This window comes from Cryobacterium roopkundense (assembly GCF_014200405.1).
Classification (GTDB): Bacteria; Actinomycetota; Actinomycetes; order Actinomycetales; family Microbacteriaceae; genus Cryobacterium; species Cryobacterium roopkundense.
In genome coordinates this window covers 1,344,997-1,362,024 of the sequence record NZ_JACHBQ010000001.1, presented here as the reverse complement: position 1 = coordinate 1,362,024, position 17,028 = coordinate 1,344,997, and the positions used below count along the sequence as shown (strand labels likewise).

14 protein-coding genes are annotated in these 17,028 nt (G+C 64.4%); 8 read left to right on the top strand and 6 right to left on the bottom strand.

All coding sequences use genetic code 11. The features are described from left to right. The first annotated feature begins 273 nt into the window (after positions 1-273). Positions 274-1,350 carry an AI-2E family transporter gene (locus BJ997_RS06355; RefSeq protein WP_236628883.1) on the top strand — a complete coding sequence of 359 codons (1,077 nt, stop codon included), beginning with the start codon at positions 274-276 and terminating at the stop codon, positions 1,348-1,350. Positions 1,351-1,413: 63 nt separating this feature from the next. Continuing rightward, on the top strand, positions 1,414-1,914 hold the full coding sequence (locus BJ997_RS06350) for a DUF427 domain-containing protein (protein WP_084141134.1): 501 nt from the start codon (positions 1,414-1,416) through the stop codon (positions 1,912-1,914). Between the two features lie 54 nt (positions 1,915-1,968). Here BJ997_RS06350 and BJ997_RS06345 read toward each other — a convergent pair whose 3' ends face one another. After that, a complete protein-coding gene (locus BJ997_RS06345; RefSeq protein WP_084141135.1) occupies positions 1,969-4,017 on the bottom strand; it encodes a hemopexin repeat-containing protein in 2,049 nt (682 codons plus the stop codon). Further along, on the bottom strand, positions 4,010-4,408 hold the full coding sequence (locus tag BJ997_RS06340) for a hypothetical protein (RefSeq protein WP_035836106.1): 399 nt from the start codon (positions 4,406-4,408) through the stop codon (positions 4,010-4,012). The genes BJ997_RS06345 and BJ997_RS06340 overlap by 8 nt, the downstream gene beginning before the upstream one ends. A 186-nt stretch (positions 4,409-4,594) precedes the next feature. Between BJ997_RS06340 and BJ997_RS06335 the strand changes: the two genes are divergently transcribed. After that, positions 4,595-5,926: an ATP-grasp domain-containing protein gene (locus tag BJ997_RS06335; protein ID WP_160175855.1), complete on the top strand. Its 1,332-nt coding sequence runs from the start codon at positions 4,595-4,597 to the stop codon at positions 5,924-5,926. A 32-nt stretch (positions 5,927-5,958) separates the two neighbouring features. Here BJ997_RS06335 and BJ997_RS06330 read toward each other — a convergent pair whose 3' ends face one another. Together BJ997_RS06330 and BJ997_RS06325 are read right to left on the bottom strand one after the other, a co-directional pair. Continuing rightward, on the bottom strand, positions 5,959-7,974 hold the full coding sequence (locus tag BJ997_RS06330; protein WP_052542113.1) for a bifunctional diguanylate cyclase/phosphodiesterase: 2,016 nt from the start codon (positions 7,972-7,974) through the stop codon (positions 5,959-5,961). Further along, complete coding sequence (locus tag BJ997_RS06325) at positions 7,956-8,576, bottom strand: biliverdin-producing heme oxygenase (RefSeq protein WP_052542114.1); 621 nt, start codon at positions 8,574-8,576, stop codon at positions 7,956-7,958. The genes BJ997_RS06330 and BJ997_RS06325 overlap by 19 nt, the downstream gene beginning before the upstream one ends. 177 nt (positions 8,577-8,753) lie before the next feature. Between BJ997_RS06325 and BJ997_RS06320 the strand changes: the two genes are divergently transcribed. After that, the gene (locus BJ997_RS06320) at positions 8,754-9,104 is read left to right on the top strand and encodes a hypothetical protein (protein WP_035836108.1); all 351 of its coding nucleotides are present in this window, start codon (positions 8,754-8,756) and stop codon (positions 9,102-9,104) included. Here the strand turns inward: BJ997_RS06320 and BJ997_RS06315 are convergent. Then, on the bottom strand, positions 9,094-10,011 hold the full coding sequence (locus tag BJ997_RS06315; RefSeq protein WP_035836109.1) for an NADP-dependent oxidoreductase: 918 nt from the start codon (positions 10,009-10,011) through the stop codon (positions 9,094-9,096). The genes BJ997_RS06320 and BJ997_RS06315 overlap by 11 nt on opposite strands. 464 nt (positions 10,012-10,475) lie before the next feature. Here BJ997_RS06315 and BJ997_RS06310 point away from each other — a divergent pair, with 464 nt between their 5' ends. The 4 genes from BJ997_RS06310 to BJ997_RS06300 are packed head-to-tail and all read left to right on the top strand — an operon-like array spanning position 10,476 to position 14,757. Further along, positions 10,476-11,471, top strand: coding sequence for a formylglycine-generating enzyme family protein (locus BJ997_RS06310; protein WP_476695900.1), 996 nt, complete (start codon positions 10,476-10,478; stop codon positions 11,469-11,471). Positions 11,472-11,481: 10 nt separating this feature from the next. Further along, complete coding sequence (locus BJ997_RS06305; protein ID WP_236628885.1) at positions 11,482-13,323, top strand: arylsulfatase; 1,842 nt, start codon at positions 11,482-11,484, stop codon at positions 13,321-13,323. Beyond that, positions 13,320-13,838, top strand: coding sequence for a hypothetical protein (locus BJ997_RS21400; protein ID WP_236628887.1), 519 nt, complete (start codon positions 13,320-13,322; stop codon positions 13,836-13,838). Before BJ997_RS06305 ends, BJ997_RS21400 begins: the two co-directional genes overlap by 4 nt. A 34-nt stretch (positions 13,839-13,872) precedes the next feature. Beyond that, a complete protein-coding gene (locus BJ997_RS06300) occupies positions 13,873-14,757 on the top strand; it encodes an MIP/aquaporin family protein (RefSeq protein WP_084141136.1) in 885 nt (294 codons plus the stop codon). Here the strand turns inward: BJ997_RS06300 and BJ997_RS06295 are convergent. Then, positions 14,754-16,988, bottom strand: coding sequence for a HelD family protein (locus BJ997_RS06295; protein WP_035836110.1), 2,235 nt, complete (start codon positions 16,986-16,988; stop codon positions 14,754-14,756). The genes BJ997_RS06300 and BJ997_RS06295 overlap by 4 nt on opposite strands. Positions 16,989-17,028: the final 40 nt, after the last annotated feature.

Genomic DNA, 17,028 nt, shown 5'->3' with positions numbered 1-17,028 from the left:
CGCCTTCTTCCGTGTCACGGCCGCAGTGAGTATGCCACGGCGGGCGGCACGCAAGCGTGGGGGCCAACGCAGTCGACCTTCCAGGAGGGGTACGCCATGAAGAGACGAAGCCGATCACGACGAGCACACGGTGCCCATCCGGATACGGCCGAACACACCGGGTCTGGTGAGTTTGGCGAGACTGCAGAACCCCTCTCACGTGACGGGGCGGCAAGCGACGCTCCTCGCTACCCCCGTGCCACGGTAATTCTCCTCACGGCGGCGGCTATCACCGTGACCGCCATCGGGATGAGCGCCATCCGTTGGATTCTCGCGCCGGTTCTCTTGACCCTCATTCTCACGATCTGCGCTCACCCCGTGCGCCGTGAGCTCGAGAGGCGGGGCGTTTCGCACGGAATCGCCACCGGTTCGGTGATTCTGGTCGTGTTCTTTCTGCTGGCCGGCTTCGCCTATACGCTCGTCATCGCGTTCTCGCAGTTTGTCGCCATGCTGCCCGAGTACTCAGCGCAACTGGCCGATGTCGGCGCATCCCTCACGAGTTGGCTCGCCGGGCTGGGAATCGACCAGGCGCAAATCCAGCAGGTGACATCGAGCTTCACCCCAGGACGCATCGTCACCTTCTTCTCGGGTGTTCTCGGCAACGTCTTCAGCCTCACCGGCGCCCTCGTGATCGTCTTCACCATGCTCATCCTGATGTCAGCCGACGCCGTGTACATTCCCACCATCCTGCGTCAGCTCGGAGCGGTACAGCCTGACCTCGTCGTAGCCATGCTCGGCTACGCGCACGATGTTCGGCGATACATGGTTGTCACGACAGTCCTCGGAATCGTTCAGGGCGCTTTGAGCACGATCGCACTCATCCTCTTACAGGTTCCCGCAGCCCTGCTCTGGGGCCTGCTGGTGTTTCTCTGCAGCTTCATCCCCAATGTTGGCTACTTCTTCGCCTTGGTCCCACCCGCGTTCTTCGGCCTGCTGGTGGGCGGCTGGACCACGATGATCGAGGTGATCGTGATCTACGGCATCATCAACGCCGTTGTGCAGTCCGTCATCCAGCCGAGAGTCGTCGGCAACGCCGTAGCGCTCAGCCAGACGCTGACGTTTTTTTCCGTTCTGTTCTGGGCAGCCATCATCGGCCCTATCGGGGCCATCGTCGCGATACCCCTTACGCTGTTGGCTCGCACCATCCTGATCGACGCGCACCCGCCCGCGCACTGGTGGCGACCGGCCGTGGGCGCCACGGCGCAAACTCGGGAGATTCTGAAAGCCTTCGACGTCACAGCGAAACAGGACCGCAAGGACAAGCGCGCGCTCAAGCACACTACCGCGCGTCCGCGCCGGACGGCGACCTGAGGGCGCACGCCCAGCCAGTGGGTTTCCGGCCAGAACTCAGGCGGGCTACCTAACATGGAGCGCATGACCCCCGACCGAAACCCCGCGCGCGCACGCCTGACCCCCGGTCCCGGGCAGGAGTCAGTCTGGGACTATCCTCGACCGCCGCGTGTGGAACACACGAACGAGCGCGTCACCGTGGAAATCGATGGCCAGCGAGTGGTGGATACCGCCGACGTCGTTCGCGTGCTGGAGACGAGCCATCCGCCGGTGTACTACCTTCCCCGCTCCGCGTTCACCCCTGGCGTGCTGTGCCCCGCTCCCGGGCAGACATTCTGCGAATTCAAGGGAGCCGCGAGCTATCTTTCGGTGGGAAGCGCGCAGGGCGCGGCTTGGTTCTACCCCCAGCCGACTCGCGGATTCGAAGATCTCACCGATCGAGTGGCCGTGTACCCGAGCGCCATGACCCGGTGCACCGTCGACGGCGAGGTCGTCACCGCTCAGGAGGGCGACTTCTACGGCGGCTGGATAACGGCCAGAATCGTTGGCCCCTTCAAGGGCGCAGCCGGTACCTGGGGCTGGTAGCCCCAGGTACCTGGCGCGTCCATCAGCTACCTCGACGTCAGCTGACTCTGATCATCAGTCTGTGTCCGAGGTCTGCGTGCGAGGTGCCTCTCCCCCTGTCACCCCCTCGTCCGCCCGTTCGCGCAGGAGCGGAGCAGTTGGGAAGGGCATCCAATTGATGTTGATCTGTCGCGGATACCCCGACTCGACACTCCAGCCATTGACAGGATCGACACGGACGTACCCGGTCGCCTTGAAGAAGTAGATCCTCTGGTTGGGGTCACCCCACACCGAGGCATCCACTCCACCCGCGTACGACGCCGGGAACCCTGGCCAGTTGCCCGCGATCGGCTTCGGATAGCCCGGTTCAACGGCCCATCCGTTCGCCGGATCCACTCGCACGTACTGGTTGCCCGTGAAGAAGTAGATCTTCGATGTCGTTTGGCTCCACAGCGCCGCGTCCACCCCCGCAGCGAATGATGCAGGCATCCCCGGCCAGTTGCCGGCGATCGGCTTCGGATAGCCCGGTTCGACCGCCCACCCGTTCGCCGGGTCCACCCGCAGGTATTCGCTTCCCTTGAAGAAGTACACCTTCTGCGTCGGCCCGCTCCACAGAGACGCATCGACGCCAGAAGCAAACGACGCGGGGAACCCCGGCCAATTGCCGGCGATGAGCTTCGGGTAGCCGGGATCCATCGTGTACCCGGTGTAGCGAACGTAATACTCACCCGAGAAGAGGTAGAGCTTGTTATTCACGAATGTGTGCACGCCGGTATCGATGCTCGACAGGAACGCTTTCCACCCGATGAGCGCTTCCGTGAACGGACAAGTGACATTCACGTTGTTGATCATCAGGCAGGCCGTCGGGTTCACGGCGCAGAGTTGGCAGTTGCCGTTCACCTCCGTGAAGAATCCCGTACGCGAGTCCGTGCACGAACAGTTGGACGCGGAGTACTCGTCGAAGGCACCGAAGATGTGGCCTGTCTCGTGGGCGTACACCCGGTCAATGGATGTCCAGGTCAGGAAGGACGCACCGGTGGTGCGCATCACGACCTTGAGGGCATTCAAACCATTGGCGTACGCGAACCACGCGGTCGGCATCTTCGTGAAGAACCCGACATAGCCGTACTGGGATCCAGTGGACGTCTGGAGCGATTGGACCAGTTGGGTGTACCCGGGATCGCCCGCGGGGAATCCCAACTGCACGAGCGCGGGATCACGCCACTTGTCCTCGGCGTCCCACCCGAGGCCCACCGGCTTCGGGTACCCAGGGTCCACGTTCCACCCGTTGGCAGGGTCGACCCTAATGTAGTCGTTGTAGAAGCGGTTGGCCTTGAAGAAATAGATCTTCTGGGTCGTGCCGCTCCACAACGCCCCGTCGACACCCTTGGTGAAGTCGTCGGGGAAGCCCGGCCAATTGTCCTTTATCGGCAGGGGATAGCCGGCGTCCACGAGCCAGCCGTTGTTCGGATCCACGCGAATGTAGCGGTCACCCTTGAAGAAGTAGATTTTCTGCGTCGTGCCGCTCCACAGTGCCGCGTCGACACCCGTGGCGAAATCAGCCGGGAAGCCGGGCCAATTGCCGGCGATCGCCTTCGGATAACCCGGATCGACGGTCCATCCGTTGGCCGGGGTGACGCGGATGTACTGGCTGCCCTTGAAGAAGTAGATCTGCTGGGTTGTGCCGCTCCACAGAGCCGCATCAATCCCCTGCGCGAAATCGGCGGGAAAGCCCGGCCAGTTGCCGGCGATCGGCTTCGGATAGCCCGGGTCGGCAGTCCACCCGTTGTTCGGGTCGACACGAATGTACTCACTTCCGTTGAAGAAGTAGATCTTCTGGTTCGTTTCTGTCCACAGCGCGTCGCTGATCTGGCGGTAGAAGGGCTCGGTGAGTCCGGGCCAGTTGGCACCCTGCCACGCGGTGAAGGTGGGAAGGTCCACGCTCAACGACGAATAGACCCAATTGAGTCGGGCTCTGGGCTCATCACCGGCCAGGGCGCCGAGTCCGTTCTGCACCTCCGCGAGGACATGCGCCTTCTCGGCATCGCTGATGGCATACTGACCGGGCCCCGCGACGAACACGATTCCGGCCGAAACGCGGTTGATCATTCTTTCGTTAACCATTGGACTGTCCTCCCGGGATGCAGGGCGCGGTAAACATGAGCTGTTCCTCCGGGGACTCTCCGGGCTTCTGCTGAGCCTTCTCCGCCTGATACGCGGCCGAGTGCCGGATGCGCACGGCCTCGAGGAACAGCAACTCGTTGGTGTCCAAATCTGGAATCAGCTCCGACACGTTCGCGTCGAGGGGAACCACACGTGCCCCGGGTAAGTCACCGGTGAGCCGGGACGCCTGATCCCCGGCCACCTCCACAACCACGATCCGGCCACTGCTGTGGCGAAAGGTGGCTCCGGAGGCCAGAACGGAATCGAGGGCCCTCCCCACCGAGCTCGTGGCTCCCGACTCAGGCCGCTGCTGGCCGAGGTCGAGAATCAGTAGTCTGACGTTGCTTTCCATATCGATTGCTCCTTTACGCTCGTGCCGATGAGTAAACAACGACGGGCGTTACCGCGGCGTTATCGCGAGCGACCGCCGCGGGAATGGTCGCTACGATGAACCATGGCTCCAACCGGCTTACACGTAGACGCGTTCCACGGAGTCATCAGGACCGTCTCAGCGGCCACTCGCTCCGACACCGCTCACTTGGGCACGGTAGTCGGACACGCCCCGGGCGGGCTCATCATCGCCCTGTCAACCTCCGCGGTATTCGGCGACGCTTCGCTGCTGCGTACCTTTTGGTGCACCGACCCGGGCGGGATTGACAGCGGAATCCAGGGTCACCTGTACACGAGCCCTGACGATATCTTTATCATCCGGATGCCGCATGACAGCTCCGCGGCGATCGATCACCTCTCCCGGTGTCTCGACGTGAACGCAGGTATCTGGGCCGCCCTCACCGGCATCAGCCTGGCAACGTCGCAGAGCCGAATGGTGCTCACCGCTGATCACGCGGCGGATACAGCCGTCTCGCTCCCAGGCGACATGAGCTGGCACGTCGGGACATTGTCAGACGCCGCGGCAGCTCACTACCGCGCCGGCAGCGCCTCGCTGCTGGCTTTTGTACTCGACGAAGAATTCGCCCGCACTCTGGGCGTGCTGGACGACCCCCTGGCGAGCCAGGCCCGCGCAACCTCCGTCCTGATGGACAAGAACAACGCCATGGAGGTGTTGCGGAGCAGCGGTGTGCCGATCCCGAGAACGCTCACCTTGACTCGCAACGAGTGGCGGGCCAGACACCTTGAGGACCTTCCCTCTAGCGGTCGCTATGTCTTCAAGCCTGCCGGCGGGGCGGCCGGAATCGGCGTCTATTTCCACCCCGGCAGCGGGTCCGGCGTCAGGGACATCGACCACCACCTGAATGTGCTGGCTCGCACCGGTGGTGTACCCCGGCGTTTCCAGGTGCAGGAGTTTCTCGCCGGCACGCCGCACGGTGTTTCCGCGTACCTCCCCGGCGACGGCACTGCGCACATTCTTGAAGCGCACAAGCAGGTCGTGGATTCCGCGGGGAGGTGTATCGGCGCACGGTGGACGCCCGCCATCGAGAACAGTCAGCTGGCGGCAGTACAGGCAATCTATGATCGACTCACGTGCAACAGCACACTGGCGCTCGCGGGGCTTGTGTGCCTCGACCTCATCGACGGCCGCGTGATTGAAGTGAATCCGCGCGTCACCGCCTGCGCGCCTATCGCGCACCTCCTCCAGCGCGAGCCTCAGATCTCCGCCTACCGCGGCAGCGGTTTCGGCATCTCCCAGATCGACGTGCACACGCACGTGAGGGTTCCGGTGGACTCCGTTAATGATGGCCGACTCCGAGCGCTCGTCGAAAAGGTTCAGTCCGACTACGGTGTGCTCGCCCTCCCCCAGGGTCTGAATCCCGTCGGCCCCTGCCGGTTCGTCTTCGTGAACGACGATTCATCCGGAACGGCACAGCGGTTCTTCCTCCGGGAGATCCACCGGCTCGCGCACTCGGATTGAGTGAGGTAGGGGCCGCGCCCACGAGCCGGTGCTCACCGCATTGTCTGGTTGCCGCCGCCCTGTTTGGCCCTGTACATCGCCGCATCGGCTTCCCTCAGCACGTCGGCTGCCTTGACGCCGATCCCGGCTGCAGACACCCCCACAGAAACTGTCATGACGACGTGTTGTCCAGCAAGGTCGAACGGACGCCGGAAGGCGTGGACGATTCGATCCGCAACCACCCTGGCTCTGGCCGCATCCGCATCACTGCACACCACAATGAACTCGTCGCCGCCGAGTCGCGCTACCCGGTCCTGGCCGCGAATGGCCGACACAATCCGCTCGCCAGAAGCGACGAGCACCAGGTCCCCGATCTCGTGGCCAAGAGAATCGTTCACGAGCTTGAACTTGTCAAGATCGATGAAGAGCACGGCGATCGACGGGGAGTTTGTGCCCAAGGCCAGTAACCCGTCCAAACGGTCCATCAGCCATCGTCGGTTGGGCAGACCCGTCAGAGGATCATGAAACCCGAGGTGGGCCAACTTTGATTCGGCCCGTCGCAGCAGCGCGCTGTCCAGGTCCCTGAGCAGTTCCTTGGTTTCCTCCAGTTCCAGCGCGTCCCACGGCAGGCTTCGCCCACTCACGCTGCTGCGCCACTGCGAGAAGGAGTTCCGGGGAGACAACGGGGTATCCCGGTTGTCCGGCGATTGATCTCCCAACCAGTTCACGCCCTGGGCGACTTCGCCGCGGAACCAGGTGACGTATCCTCCCCGTCCGCCGAAAGGCAGCATGACCAGTCCCGCACACGACGGCACGATGCGGGCGAGGGCGGCATGGTCCACACCCAAGGAATCTGAGACGAACGGGAGCCGTGACCAATCAGCCGCGAGGAGGTCGACGGCCGCCGCCGCCGATGCCGCGGATGGCGCGTCCCCGAGTGAGAAGGTCTGCCGATCCAGCGACACAACGACTCCGTTCGCGGGGAGGAGATCCAAAATGGTGGGAGAACCCTGTAGCAGCGCCTGCACGGGTGCCTCCCCGGTCACGAGTCGTTCGACCAGCTGTTCACGAATACTGTGGATTTGAAGTTGTCGCTTCAGACGCTCGATCTCGGTCATGGCGCTGAGCTGCAAGGCCACCTGCTTGGCGAGAATCTCGAAAGCCTGCCTATAGATATAGGGCACGCGGTGGGGGGTCCGGTGCGAGCACGTGACCATTCCGATGAGCGCCCCGTCGAAAACGAGGGAGAGCGACAGGGTTGCCGCCTGGCCCATGTTTCGCATGAAATGGAGATGGTGCGGCGACACGCTTCGAAGCACGGCGGCGCTCAGATCGATGGGTTGGCCGGTGCGCGGGTTCGCAGCCGGAATGAGGTGCGCCGGTGCGTACTCGGATGTCACGATCATGTGTGAGGCCTTGCCCAGGTAGAGCCGACGCGCCTGGCTGGGGATGTCGGAGGCCGGGAAGTGGAGACCGAGATAGCTGTGCGCGCCATCGACGACATCCTCCCCGACGATTTCTCCGTGGCCATCGGGGTGAAAGTGGTACAGCATCACGTGGTCATAGCCGGTCACTCTGCGGATCTCGAACGCGGTTGCGGCACGCAACTCCTCCACGCTCTCGCACGCGGAAAGCCGCTGGATGGCGGCATAGATGGCGGGGATCGGGCCGCCGGCCACCGGGTCACCCGCCGGTTCGAACTCCAGGACGACAAGTCCCGAGGATCTATGGATGATTGCGTCGCAGCGTCGCCCACCCACGTCGACCACGACGGGATTGACGGCCGTTCCCGTGCCGGCGAGCACATCCCGAAGTTCGCCTGCCGCAGCGGGGCCGACCAGAGCATCGAGGGACTGGCCCAGAACGGCCTGCACATCAGCCCCGAGAACAGCGGCACAGTTCTCGCTGACCTGCACGACCTCGAAGGTGGTCGGATCCATCGTGAGCAGCACCCCGTACGGCTGGATCGCGCCGGGAATGTGGAGGGGCTCCTTGACACATTCCTGCTGGCGCTCCCGCTCCCCCTCCACAGTATCGGGTGCGCTGCGGATCAGGCGGCGGTGGTCCACGTAGACCGGGCTACATTGTGTCCGAACATGCGGAAGGTGATGCGGGCGCCCAAAATCACGTCGTCGCCGTCACCATGGCCATCCTCGAAGCGCCGCAGCGCCGTGAGTGTGGCCTGCCAAGGGTGCGGGTGCCCACGAGTCTCCCCATCGAGGAACGCTGTGGGAACCCGTCCCAAGATTGTCTGGATCGCGGGGGCGAGAACACGTCCGCCCACCGCAGATCCCTCAACAACGTACAGGCAACCCAGTGCCTGTCCGAAAGTTGTCAGCTCCGGAGCAAGTGCGGGTGGGGGTATCTGCGACACTCCCAGGTTGTGTAGATCGTCACGCAGCAGGCTGGCCCTCTGGTGGTCGACGAGTTCGAGGCCGATGGCGCGCCACTCTTCGCTCCAAGACGGGGCGTCAAGCCTGGTCTCAATGGCCGAATGAACCGCGAAAAGGCGCGCCAAGAGTCGGCTGTAGTCTCCGCGGGACCGCACCGATTCAGGGAGTCCCATCCGCAGTTCGACCGCATGGTGGAGATCCGAGGTCTCGTCACGCAGCCGGGCGGGGAGATCGGCCCGACGCACGGAGACTCGTACCGACGAGGAGCTGGAGAGCATGGCTGCTACCTAATGTGGTGTCTGAAGGATGAACTCGATCCGGTGCGTACTGCGACACCGACTCACAACACTGATAACTCTGAGCGCTGATCCTGAGAATATGCTGGCAATTCTGAGCTCTGCGACCCGCAGAGGGCGTCCAGCTTGGGCGGGCTTCCCGCAGGTACAGTGAGCCACATGGCGATCACAGTGCTTGAGACTCCCGCTCGGTCCTTTCGGTGGTGGCTGAGCGAGGAAGAGGTGGGGCACCACTTGGCGCATCACCGTGGTTGGCGTCTGGCCGACAACGGCAGCGTTATGGCGGGCAAGGTGGTGAAAAAGCGCATAGCAGGCTCCCTCGCCGAGCTAGGAACGGCCGCACTCGCCTCCGGCTGGGCGCTGCGGGCATCCGCTGCACGCAGCGACGGGAGCGGACCGACGCACTTCATGTGGGGCGTCTTCGACGCCCGTTCCGATGCCGAGATCGCCGCCCAGGTCAAGCTGACTGCCACGCGGGACTCGCCAGAGCCCCTGACGCCTAGGGCGTGACGACGATCTTGCCGCGGGTGTGGCCGAGCATGTTCAGCCTGTAGGCATCCGCTGCCTGATCGAGGGGAAAGCTGCGCGCCACCTCAACGCTGAACCCGTGCTCGTCGACCAGATCCGCGAGCCGCTTCAGGTCCGCCCCGGCCGGGTCGACCCACATCCACGTGCCGCCGTGAGCCACGACCTCTCCGTCCGCGACGGAGGCGTGTCGGCCGCCCGGCGCAAGCACGGCCAGAGTCGTGTCAAGGACACCACCGACGAAGTCTGCCACCACGTCGACGCCTCCCGGAGCCAGCGCACGTACGCGCTCGGTCAGGCCGCCGCCGTAGGCGACGGGTTCGGCCCCCAGAGCGCGGAGGAAGTCGTGGTTGGCCGCCGAGCTGGTGGCGATAACCCGGGCGCCCCGAGCGACAGCGATCTGGATTCCGAGCGAGCCCACTCCCCCGGCGCCACCGTGGATGAGAACGGTGTCGCCGGTTCCGACCGCCAGACGGGTGAGCACCTGGAATGCTGTGAGCCCGGCGAGCGGCAGACCTGCGGACTGCTCCCAGTTCAGCGAAGCCGGCTTTCGCGCCACGAGGCGCTCCGGAAGGGCAATGAACTCGGCGAAACTGCCACCGTGGACGTAGTCCTTGCGCCCGTTGGAGATCACCTCATCGCCCACCTGAAACAGGGGCGAATCGACACCTACGGCCTCGACGATCCCAGCGACGTCCCATCCCGGTATGACCGGAAAGTCGATGTCGAGCATCGAGTCCAGGTATCCGGCCATGACCTTCCAATCGACCGGATTGACCGCGGCGGCCTTCACCCTGATGAGCACCATGCCAGGGCCCACCTTGGGTACGGGTTGCTCGGTGAGCTCCAGAACGTCGGGACTTCCATATTCGTTGTAGGTCATTGCTCGCATGGGGAGAAAAACGTTACCCGACAAGCGGATATTCCGCACCCCCAGATCCTCGGAGCGCACTGCCAGCCTCATTCCATGGTCTCGGCCGGGTTGACACCTCACCGCACCCGGGCGTCCGGCGCAATCTCGCACACCTGCTACTCCGCGGGCCTGAGGGTGGCTCGCGTGAAATCCAGGATCCGGAAGCGAATCCACCCATCGCCGGGCGTGGAATACAACTGCTGCAGATGGCCTGTTTCGTTTTCATGTGCTTCGAGGGAGGCTACGGCCCGGGACCGCGTCGGATGCGCCGTCCTGAACCCACAGTTGTTGCACAGTGCGAGGATGACGACAAGCATCAGATACCACCTATTGCTCTTGGTGAATCAATGCTACGTCCCCCGTCCGGGTCTGTGTAGAGCCAACATGGTTTCGGGATCGGGACGGTTGACAGATCGGCCGGTCCGGAGTGATATGGCGGAGTGATCAGCGATGACAGCCGCCCTGAGCGCATACCGCCCATCGGATCGTGCTGCTCACCAACCAGACCCGGCCACGACCGGCCCACGCAACCGGGTGCCGACGTTCGCACGCGCCCACCCGACCCGGCACGTCACGAGCTCGAGCAGGCCACGGTCTCGGGTCGGCGCTTTCTGATGGGTGATTCCACCGGCGCCGGCAACCGGGGCGACGGCGAAGTGCCCGTACACGAAGTCTGGGTGGACAACTTTCAGATCGACGCGACGACCGTCACGAATGCCGCTTTCGCCAGGTTCGTCGCCCAGACCGGTTATCGAACGGAAGCAGAGACTTACGGATATTCGGCAGTGTTCCACCTGGCGGTGGCCGCCGATCCCGAGGACATCCTCGGGCAACCTCCCGAGATTCCCTGGTGGCTGGGGGTGCGCGGTGCCGACTGGACACACCCTGCCGGGCCACGGTCGACCCTCGAAGGCGTTCACGACCACCCTGCGGTGCATGTGAGCTGGAATGACGCGCTGGCCTACTGCGCCTGGGCCGGCAGGCGACTGCCCACCGAAGCCGAGTGGGAGTGCGCCTCCCGCGGCGGTCTGCCCGGGCGAGCGTTCCCATGGGGCGACGAGTGGGGCGACCGCTACCGCTGCAACACCTGGCAGGGCGTCTTCCCCACCCTCAACACGGTGGACGACGGCTGGCTCACCACCGCTCCAGTGAGGGAATTCGCGCCGAACGCGTTCGGAGTGTGGCAAAGCGTCGGAAACGTCTGGGAGTGGTGCTCGGACTGGTGGGATGAGCACTACTACTCCTACTCACCGAATCGAAACCCATCGGGCCCGCCTGCCGGGGCGCGTCGCACGATGCGGGGAGGCTCATTCCTCTGCCATGACTCGTACTGCAACCGCTACCGAAACTCGGCCCGCGCCTCGAATACGCCCGACTCATCCGCGGCAAACATCGGGTTCAGAACCGTCGGGATTGCGCAACACGGAAGCAACGAATAGGAGAAGAACCATGCCAACACCGTTCAAGGGCACGATCAACGTAGACATCAGGGACTCCAAGCCGGACTGGGCCCCCTTTGAACCACCCCAGGCGCCGAAAGGTTCACCCAACGTGGTCTACATCGTTTTGGACGATGTGGGGTACTCCGCGATCTCAAGCTACGGCGGCCCGATCGCAACGCCCAACATCGACCGCATTTCCAACGACGGCGTCCGGTACACCCAGTGGCACACGACTGCCCTGTGTTCCCCCACCCGCTCGTGCCTGCTGACCGGACGCAATCACACACGCAACAGCATGGCGTGCATCACCGAGGCCGCCATCGGCTTTCCGAATGCGAGCGGCACCGTGCCGCCGGAAAACGGAATGCTCTCGGAAATCCTCGGCGAGCTCGGCTGGAACACCTACATGGTGGGCAAGTGGCACCTCTGCCCCGACGACGAGATGAACGTCGCGTCGACTCGGCGCAATTGGCCAACCGGCCGCGGTTTCGAACGGTGGTACGGATTTCTGGGCGCGGAAACGAACCAGTGGTACCCCGACCTCGTGCACGACAACCACCCGGTCGACCAGCCCACACTCCCGGAGGAGGGATACCACTTCTCCGTGGACATCACCGACAAGGCGATCGAGTTCATCAAGGACTCGAAAGTCATCGCGCCCGACAAACCCTTCTTCCTCTACTACGCGCCCGGGGCCGCACACGCACCGCACCACGCGCCCCGGGAATGGGCCGACAAATACCGGGGCCAGTTTGACGATGGGTACGAAGCCATGCGGGAGAAGACGCTCGCGCGCCAAAAGGAGCTCGGTATCGTGCCCGAGAACACCGTGCTCCCGGCGATCAACCCGATTGGAACCTACGAAACCCGCACCGGTCCCGATGGACTGCCATTCCCCCTGCTGGACGAGACCCGGCCCTGGGCCTCGCTGTCGACGGATGAGCAGCGGCTCTTCAGTCGAATGGCAGAGGTGTACGCCGGATTCCTCTCCCACGCCGACGATCAGATCGGTCGACTACTCGACTACCTCGACGACATCGGCGAGCGCGAGAACACCATGGTGATCGTCGTGTCAGACAACGGCGCGAGCGGCGAGGGCGGGCCGAACGGTTCGGTCAACGAAATGAAGTTCGCCAACGGGATCCCCGACGAAATCGCCGACAACCTCGAACGACTCGACGAACTCGGCGGGGTGCGCACATACAACCACTACCCCAACGGCTGGGCGATGGCCTTCAATGCGCCCTTCAAGATGTGGAAACGCTACGAGTTCAATGGCGGCACGTGCGACCCCTGCATCATCTCCTGGCCGACGGGTTCGCAGGCCAGGGGCGAGCTCCGCACTCAGTACCATCATGCGGTCGACATCGTTCCCACGGTCCTGGATGTGCTCGGGGTGGTTCCGCCGACCCGCATCAAGGGCCACGTACAGAGCCGGTTCGACGGCGTCAGCATGCGGTACAGCTTCGACGACGCCGCAGCTCCGACGACGCGGCGCACGCAGTTCTTCTCCATGCTTGGTTCACGGGCGATCTGGCATGACGGGTGGAAGGCCATCACCAATCACCCGACGCTGAGCGGCTGGAGCCACTTCAATGACGACGAGTGGGAACTTTACCACACCGACGACGACCCGGCCGAAGTCCGGAATCTCGCCGCCGAGTATCCCGACCGGGTGCGCGAACTGGTGAACCTATGGTTCGCCGAGGCTGGAGCAAACGAGGCCTTCCCCCTCGACGACCGCTCCGCCCTGAAATCATGCTCACCCCCCGGCCGGTCTTGTCAGCGGCCCGCAACCGCAACGTCTATTACCCGTATACGTCGGAGGTTCCGGAGTCCCAGGCCGTGAGCATCCGTAACCGGTCCTACGTCATCGGTGCCCTGGTCGACCTTCCGACAGCGGATGCCGAGGGCGTGTTGTTCGCCCAGGGATCGCGGTTCGGGGGTCACTCCCTGTTCGTGAAGAACAATCGGCTGCACTACGTCTACAACTTCGTGGGCCTGTTCCAACAGACCATCGATGCCACGGAGGACCTCCCGACCGGTGAGAAGTTGCTCCTCTCCGCATCCTTCAGCAAAGACGGCGAGGATCCGCCGCACGTCTCAACGGGCATCCTGTCCCTGTATTACGGGGACAGGAAAGTCGGGGAAGGTCGGATCAAGACTCAGCCGGGCAAGTTCTCTATCGCCGGCGAAGGCCTGTGCGTCGGCCGCGATGGCGGCGAGCCCGTGACCGGTCAGTACGCGGGTGAATCCCCATGGGCCTTCACCTGTGGAGCCATCCGTCGCGTCGCTGTCGACGTGAGCGGGGAGCCGTACGTCGACCTCGAACGTGAAGCCCAGGCCATGCTCATGCGCGAGTAGGCCCACCCACCAGTGCGGACGAAGGGAGAAGGACATGGCACATCATCAGAGGGACGAGCCAGGGGCTGGCGGCAACGTCGATCAGGCCGGCCGACGCGCATCCACACATTTGGCATTGGAGTTCGGCCGATCGTTCGACTTCGACGACCCTCGGTATGAGTGGCGGCGACTCTTCTCGGAGTGGCTCGGCACCTTCTTCCTCGTTCTTGTGGGTGCGGGCGGTGCCGTCGTGAACGCCCAGTCCGACGGTGCGATTGAGCGCGCGGCGGCGGTCACTGCCCCGGGACTGATGGTCGTAGCGATCATTCTGTTCATGGGGGCGGTCTCCGGCGCTCATCTCAATCCCGCTGTCACCCTTGCCTTCGCGGCCCGGGGTGATTTTCCGTGGCGCCGCGTGCCTGGATATATCATCGCTCAGCTGGCTGGCTCGACCCTCGCGTGCCTGGTTCTGTGGGCCCTGCTCGGCAAGATCGGCGACCTCGGTGCGACCACTCCGGGCGCCGGCATCTCCGACTGGCAGGCCATGCTGATGGAACTCGTGCTAACCGTCGGGCTCGTCAGCACTGTTCTGGGCACCGCCTCCGGTGCCCAGAACGTGGGAGTTTTCGGCGCCCTCGGTGTCGGCAGCTACATCGTTCTTGCGGGTCTGTGGTCCAGCCCGATCAGCGGAGCGTCCATGAATCCGGCCAGATCCTTCGGCCCCGATCTCGTCCTGCTGGACTTCAGCAGCTACTGGGCCTACGTTGTCGGGCCGGTGGCGGGCGCACTTGTTGCCGTCGGCATCGCTTGGGTACTTCGGGGACCCGGCGGCGATCGAGGCGGGGTATTTGCTGCCCAGGGTCGCCTTGACGACGTGCGCACGGAGACTGCACCGGTCGTCAAGGCGGCCTCCCCGCCGGCCGACTCGGATACGGACTAGGCCAAGCCTGGCGGCAACGGTCCGTCTGACACGAGGTACAGGCGCTGGGTGGCTCGCGTCATGGCGACATAGAGCGCGCCCGCCCCGCGCTCGGAGCTGGCCAGGATAGCTGTCGGATCGACGACCACAACGGCATCAAACTCGAGTCCCTTGGCGTCCTGCGGGGTGAGGACTGTGATCTCCCGAGTAAGTCCCCACTCACCCCGTCCGACCACGTCGCCGAACTCCGCCGTCAGCCTCTGTAGCACGGCGGTGATCTGAGCATCGACGACGATGACGGCCAGGGTGCCTTCACGCTCGAGCGCCCGGTCCCGCCGCACGGCTTCGCCGACATCCGTCACGGTCTCCACCGGCCACTCGCTCGCCCGAACGGTTCGAGACGCGGTGATGGGCAGATTGTGCGCGAGTGCAACCCGTTCGGCGACGGCAGCGATCTGGCTTGGCGTGCGATAGTTCACGGTGAGCTCTTCCAAGCGCCACCGATTCACTTCGAGCGAAGAGCCGAGAACCGGTTTGAGAGCGTCCTTCCAACTGCGGGCCGCCGCGGCGGAGGCCGCCTGGGCTATGTCACCGACAACGGTGAACGACCGACGTGGGCCGCGCCTGAGTAGCAGGCGCCACTGCATCGGCGAGAGCTCCTGCGCCTCGTCGACGACCACATGCCCGTAGGTCCAGGTGCGGTCGCGACTGGCCCGCTCCGCCGTCGTGGCCCGGTCGCCGAGTTCCGCGAAGCTGTCGGCGAGGGCCTTGGCGTTGACGAGACCCTTGACCTCCATATTCAAGATGGCGGCTTCGGCGTTCTCCACGTCCCGCTTGCGCTGTTCCTTCGCCGCACGTCTCTTCGCTTCGTCGATGACGTTGTACTCGCCCAGAAGTTCGGCCGCTTCGTCGAGGAGCGGGACATCGGCGACGGTGAACTGAGCGTTGCGCGACCGGTGCAGGAGAGCGCGCTGTTCGGGGGTCCAGCCCGGAGTGATTTCGGCGAGCCACTGCGGGCGGGCGTACAGATCCTGCAGCAGCTTCTCTGGTGTCAGGGGAAGCCAGGCCGTGTTGAGCGCCACACGCACGTCGTCGGCCAGGCGCAGGTCTTCGCGCAGCATCGGCAGGTCGGTATCGTCCATCGACCGTCCCTGCGCCTTCAGCTGCGTGAGCCACTCGCGCGCCAGCGCCCCGAGGGAGTGCTTCGCGAAGGCGACCCGAGCTTCGTTGTGAGGCTTACCGCTGCCCTGCGCCCGCGCGATGGCGTTGGCGACCAGCTGGGGATTAAGTGTCAGGCTGTCGCCGTTGACGCTGAGTCGCAGGGGGCGGTCGGGGGCCTTTTGGCGCGAGCGCACGGCGCGGGCGATCAGGTCGGCCATCGACGCCCTGCCCTTGATCGCGGCCACGGCGGGGGCATCCTCAGTCGTCGCTTCGACACCGGGGAAGAGTTGGCCGACGGATGCCAACACGACCCCGGTTTCGCCGAGGGAGGGTAGGACGTTTTCGATGTACTGCAAAAACGATCTCGACGGCCCAACGATCAGCACACCTGAATCGCGTAACCGGTCGCGGTGGGTGTACAACAGGTACGCCGCGCGGTGCAGGGCGACAGCGGTCTTGCCCGTGCCGGGACCTCCCTGCACAACGAGCACCCCCGGCAGATCAGAGCGGATGATGCGGTCTTGTTCGGCCTGAATCGTCGACACGATGTCGTTCATGTGCCCGGTGCGCTGTGCCGTCAGAGCCGTCAACAGCGCGCCCTCCCCCTGGTGCAGGGTGGCATCTGCGTTCTCGAGAAGCGACGCATCGAGGATCTCGTCCTCAATGCGCACGATGGTGCGTCCGTGGGACAGGAGGTGACGACGAGACCGAGCCCCGAGGGGAGTCGCGGCGGTGGCCTGATAGAAGGGGCTCGCCTGCGGTACCCGCCAGTCGAGCAGGATGGGCTGGAGATCTGCGTCGCGCAAACCCACTCGGCCGATGTATCGGTATACGGCATCGCCGGTCGACGCGTCAGGAGCGGTCTCCAAACGTCCGAAAGCGAGCCGGTCGTCGACCTCCCGGAGCTGCGCGATGCGGTCCTCATACAGCCGGGCGAAGTTGTCGCGCTCGGAGCGTGCCTGATGGTTGCCCCCGACGTCGAGCCGCCGAACCGCCGTCAGCTGCTGTTCGGCCTCACTCTGCAGAGCATCGAGTCGTGCATAGAGAATCGCGACATAGTCCTGTTCACGCACAAGCTCCTGATCGACCACTCAAACTCCCCTGAAGCGAAAGCTCCAGTTTAGTCGCGGT

What these genes read in the sequence shown, in the direction of transcription:
- BJ997_RS06350 (WP_084141134.1), top strand. Translation starts at nt 1,414, where the DNA reads ATGACCCCCGACCGAAACCCCGCGCGCGCACGCCTGACCCCCGGTCCC.
- BJ997_RS06345 (WP_084141135.1), bottom strand. Translation starts at nt 4,017, where the DNA reads ATGGTTAACGAAAGAATGATCAACCGCGTTTCGGCCGGAATCGTGTTC.
- BJ997_RS06340 (WP_035836106.1), bottom strand. Translation starts at nt 4,408, where the DNA reads ATGGAAAGCAACGTCAGACTACTGATTCTCGACCTCGGCCAGCAGCGG.
- BJ997_RS06325 (WP_052542114.1), bottom strand. Translation starts at nt 8,576, where the DNA reads ATGCTCTCCAGCTCCTCGTCGGTACGAGTCTCCGTGCGTCGGGCCGAT.
- BJ997_RS06320 (WP_035836108.1), top strand. Translation starts at nt 8,754, where the DNA reads ATGGCGATCACAGTGCTTGAGACTCCCGCTCGGTCCTTTCGGTGGTGG.
- BJ997_RS06315 (WP_035836109.1), bottom strand. Translation starts at nt 10,011, where the DNA reads ATGCGAGCAATGACCTACAACGAATATGGAAGTCCCGACGTTCTGGAG.
- BJ997_RS06305 (WP_236628885.1), top strand. Translation starts at nt 11,482, where the DNA reads ATGCCAACACCGTTCAAGGGCACGATCAACGTAGACATCAGGGACTCC.
- BJ997_RS06300 (WP_084141136.1), top strand. Translation starts at nt 13,873, where the DNA reads ATGGCACATCATCAGAGGGACGAGCCAGGGGCTGGCGGCAACGTCGAT.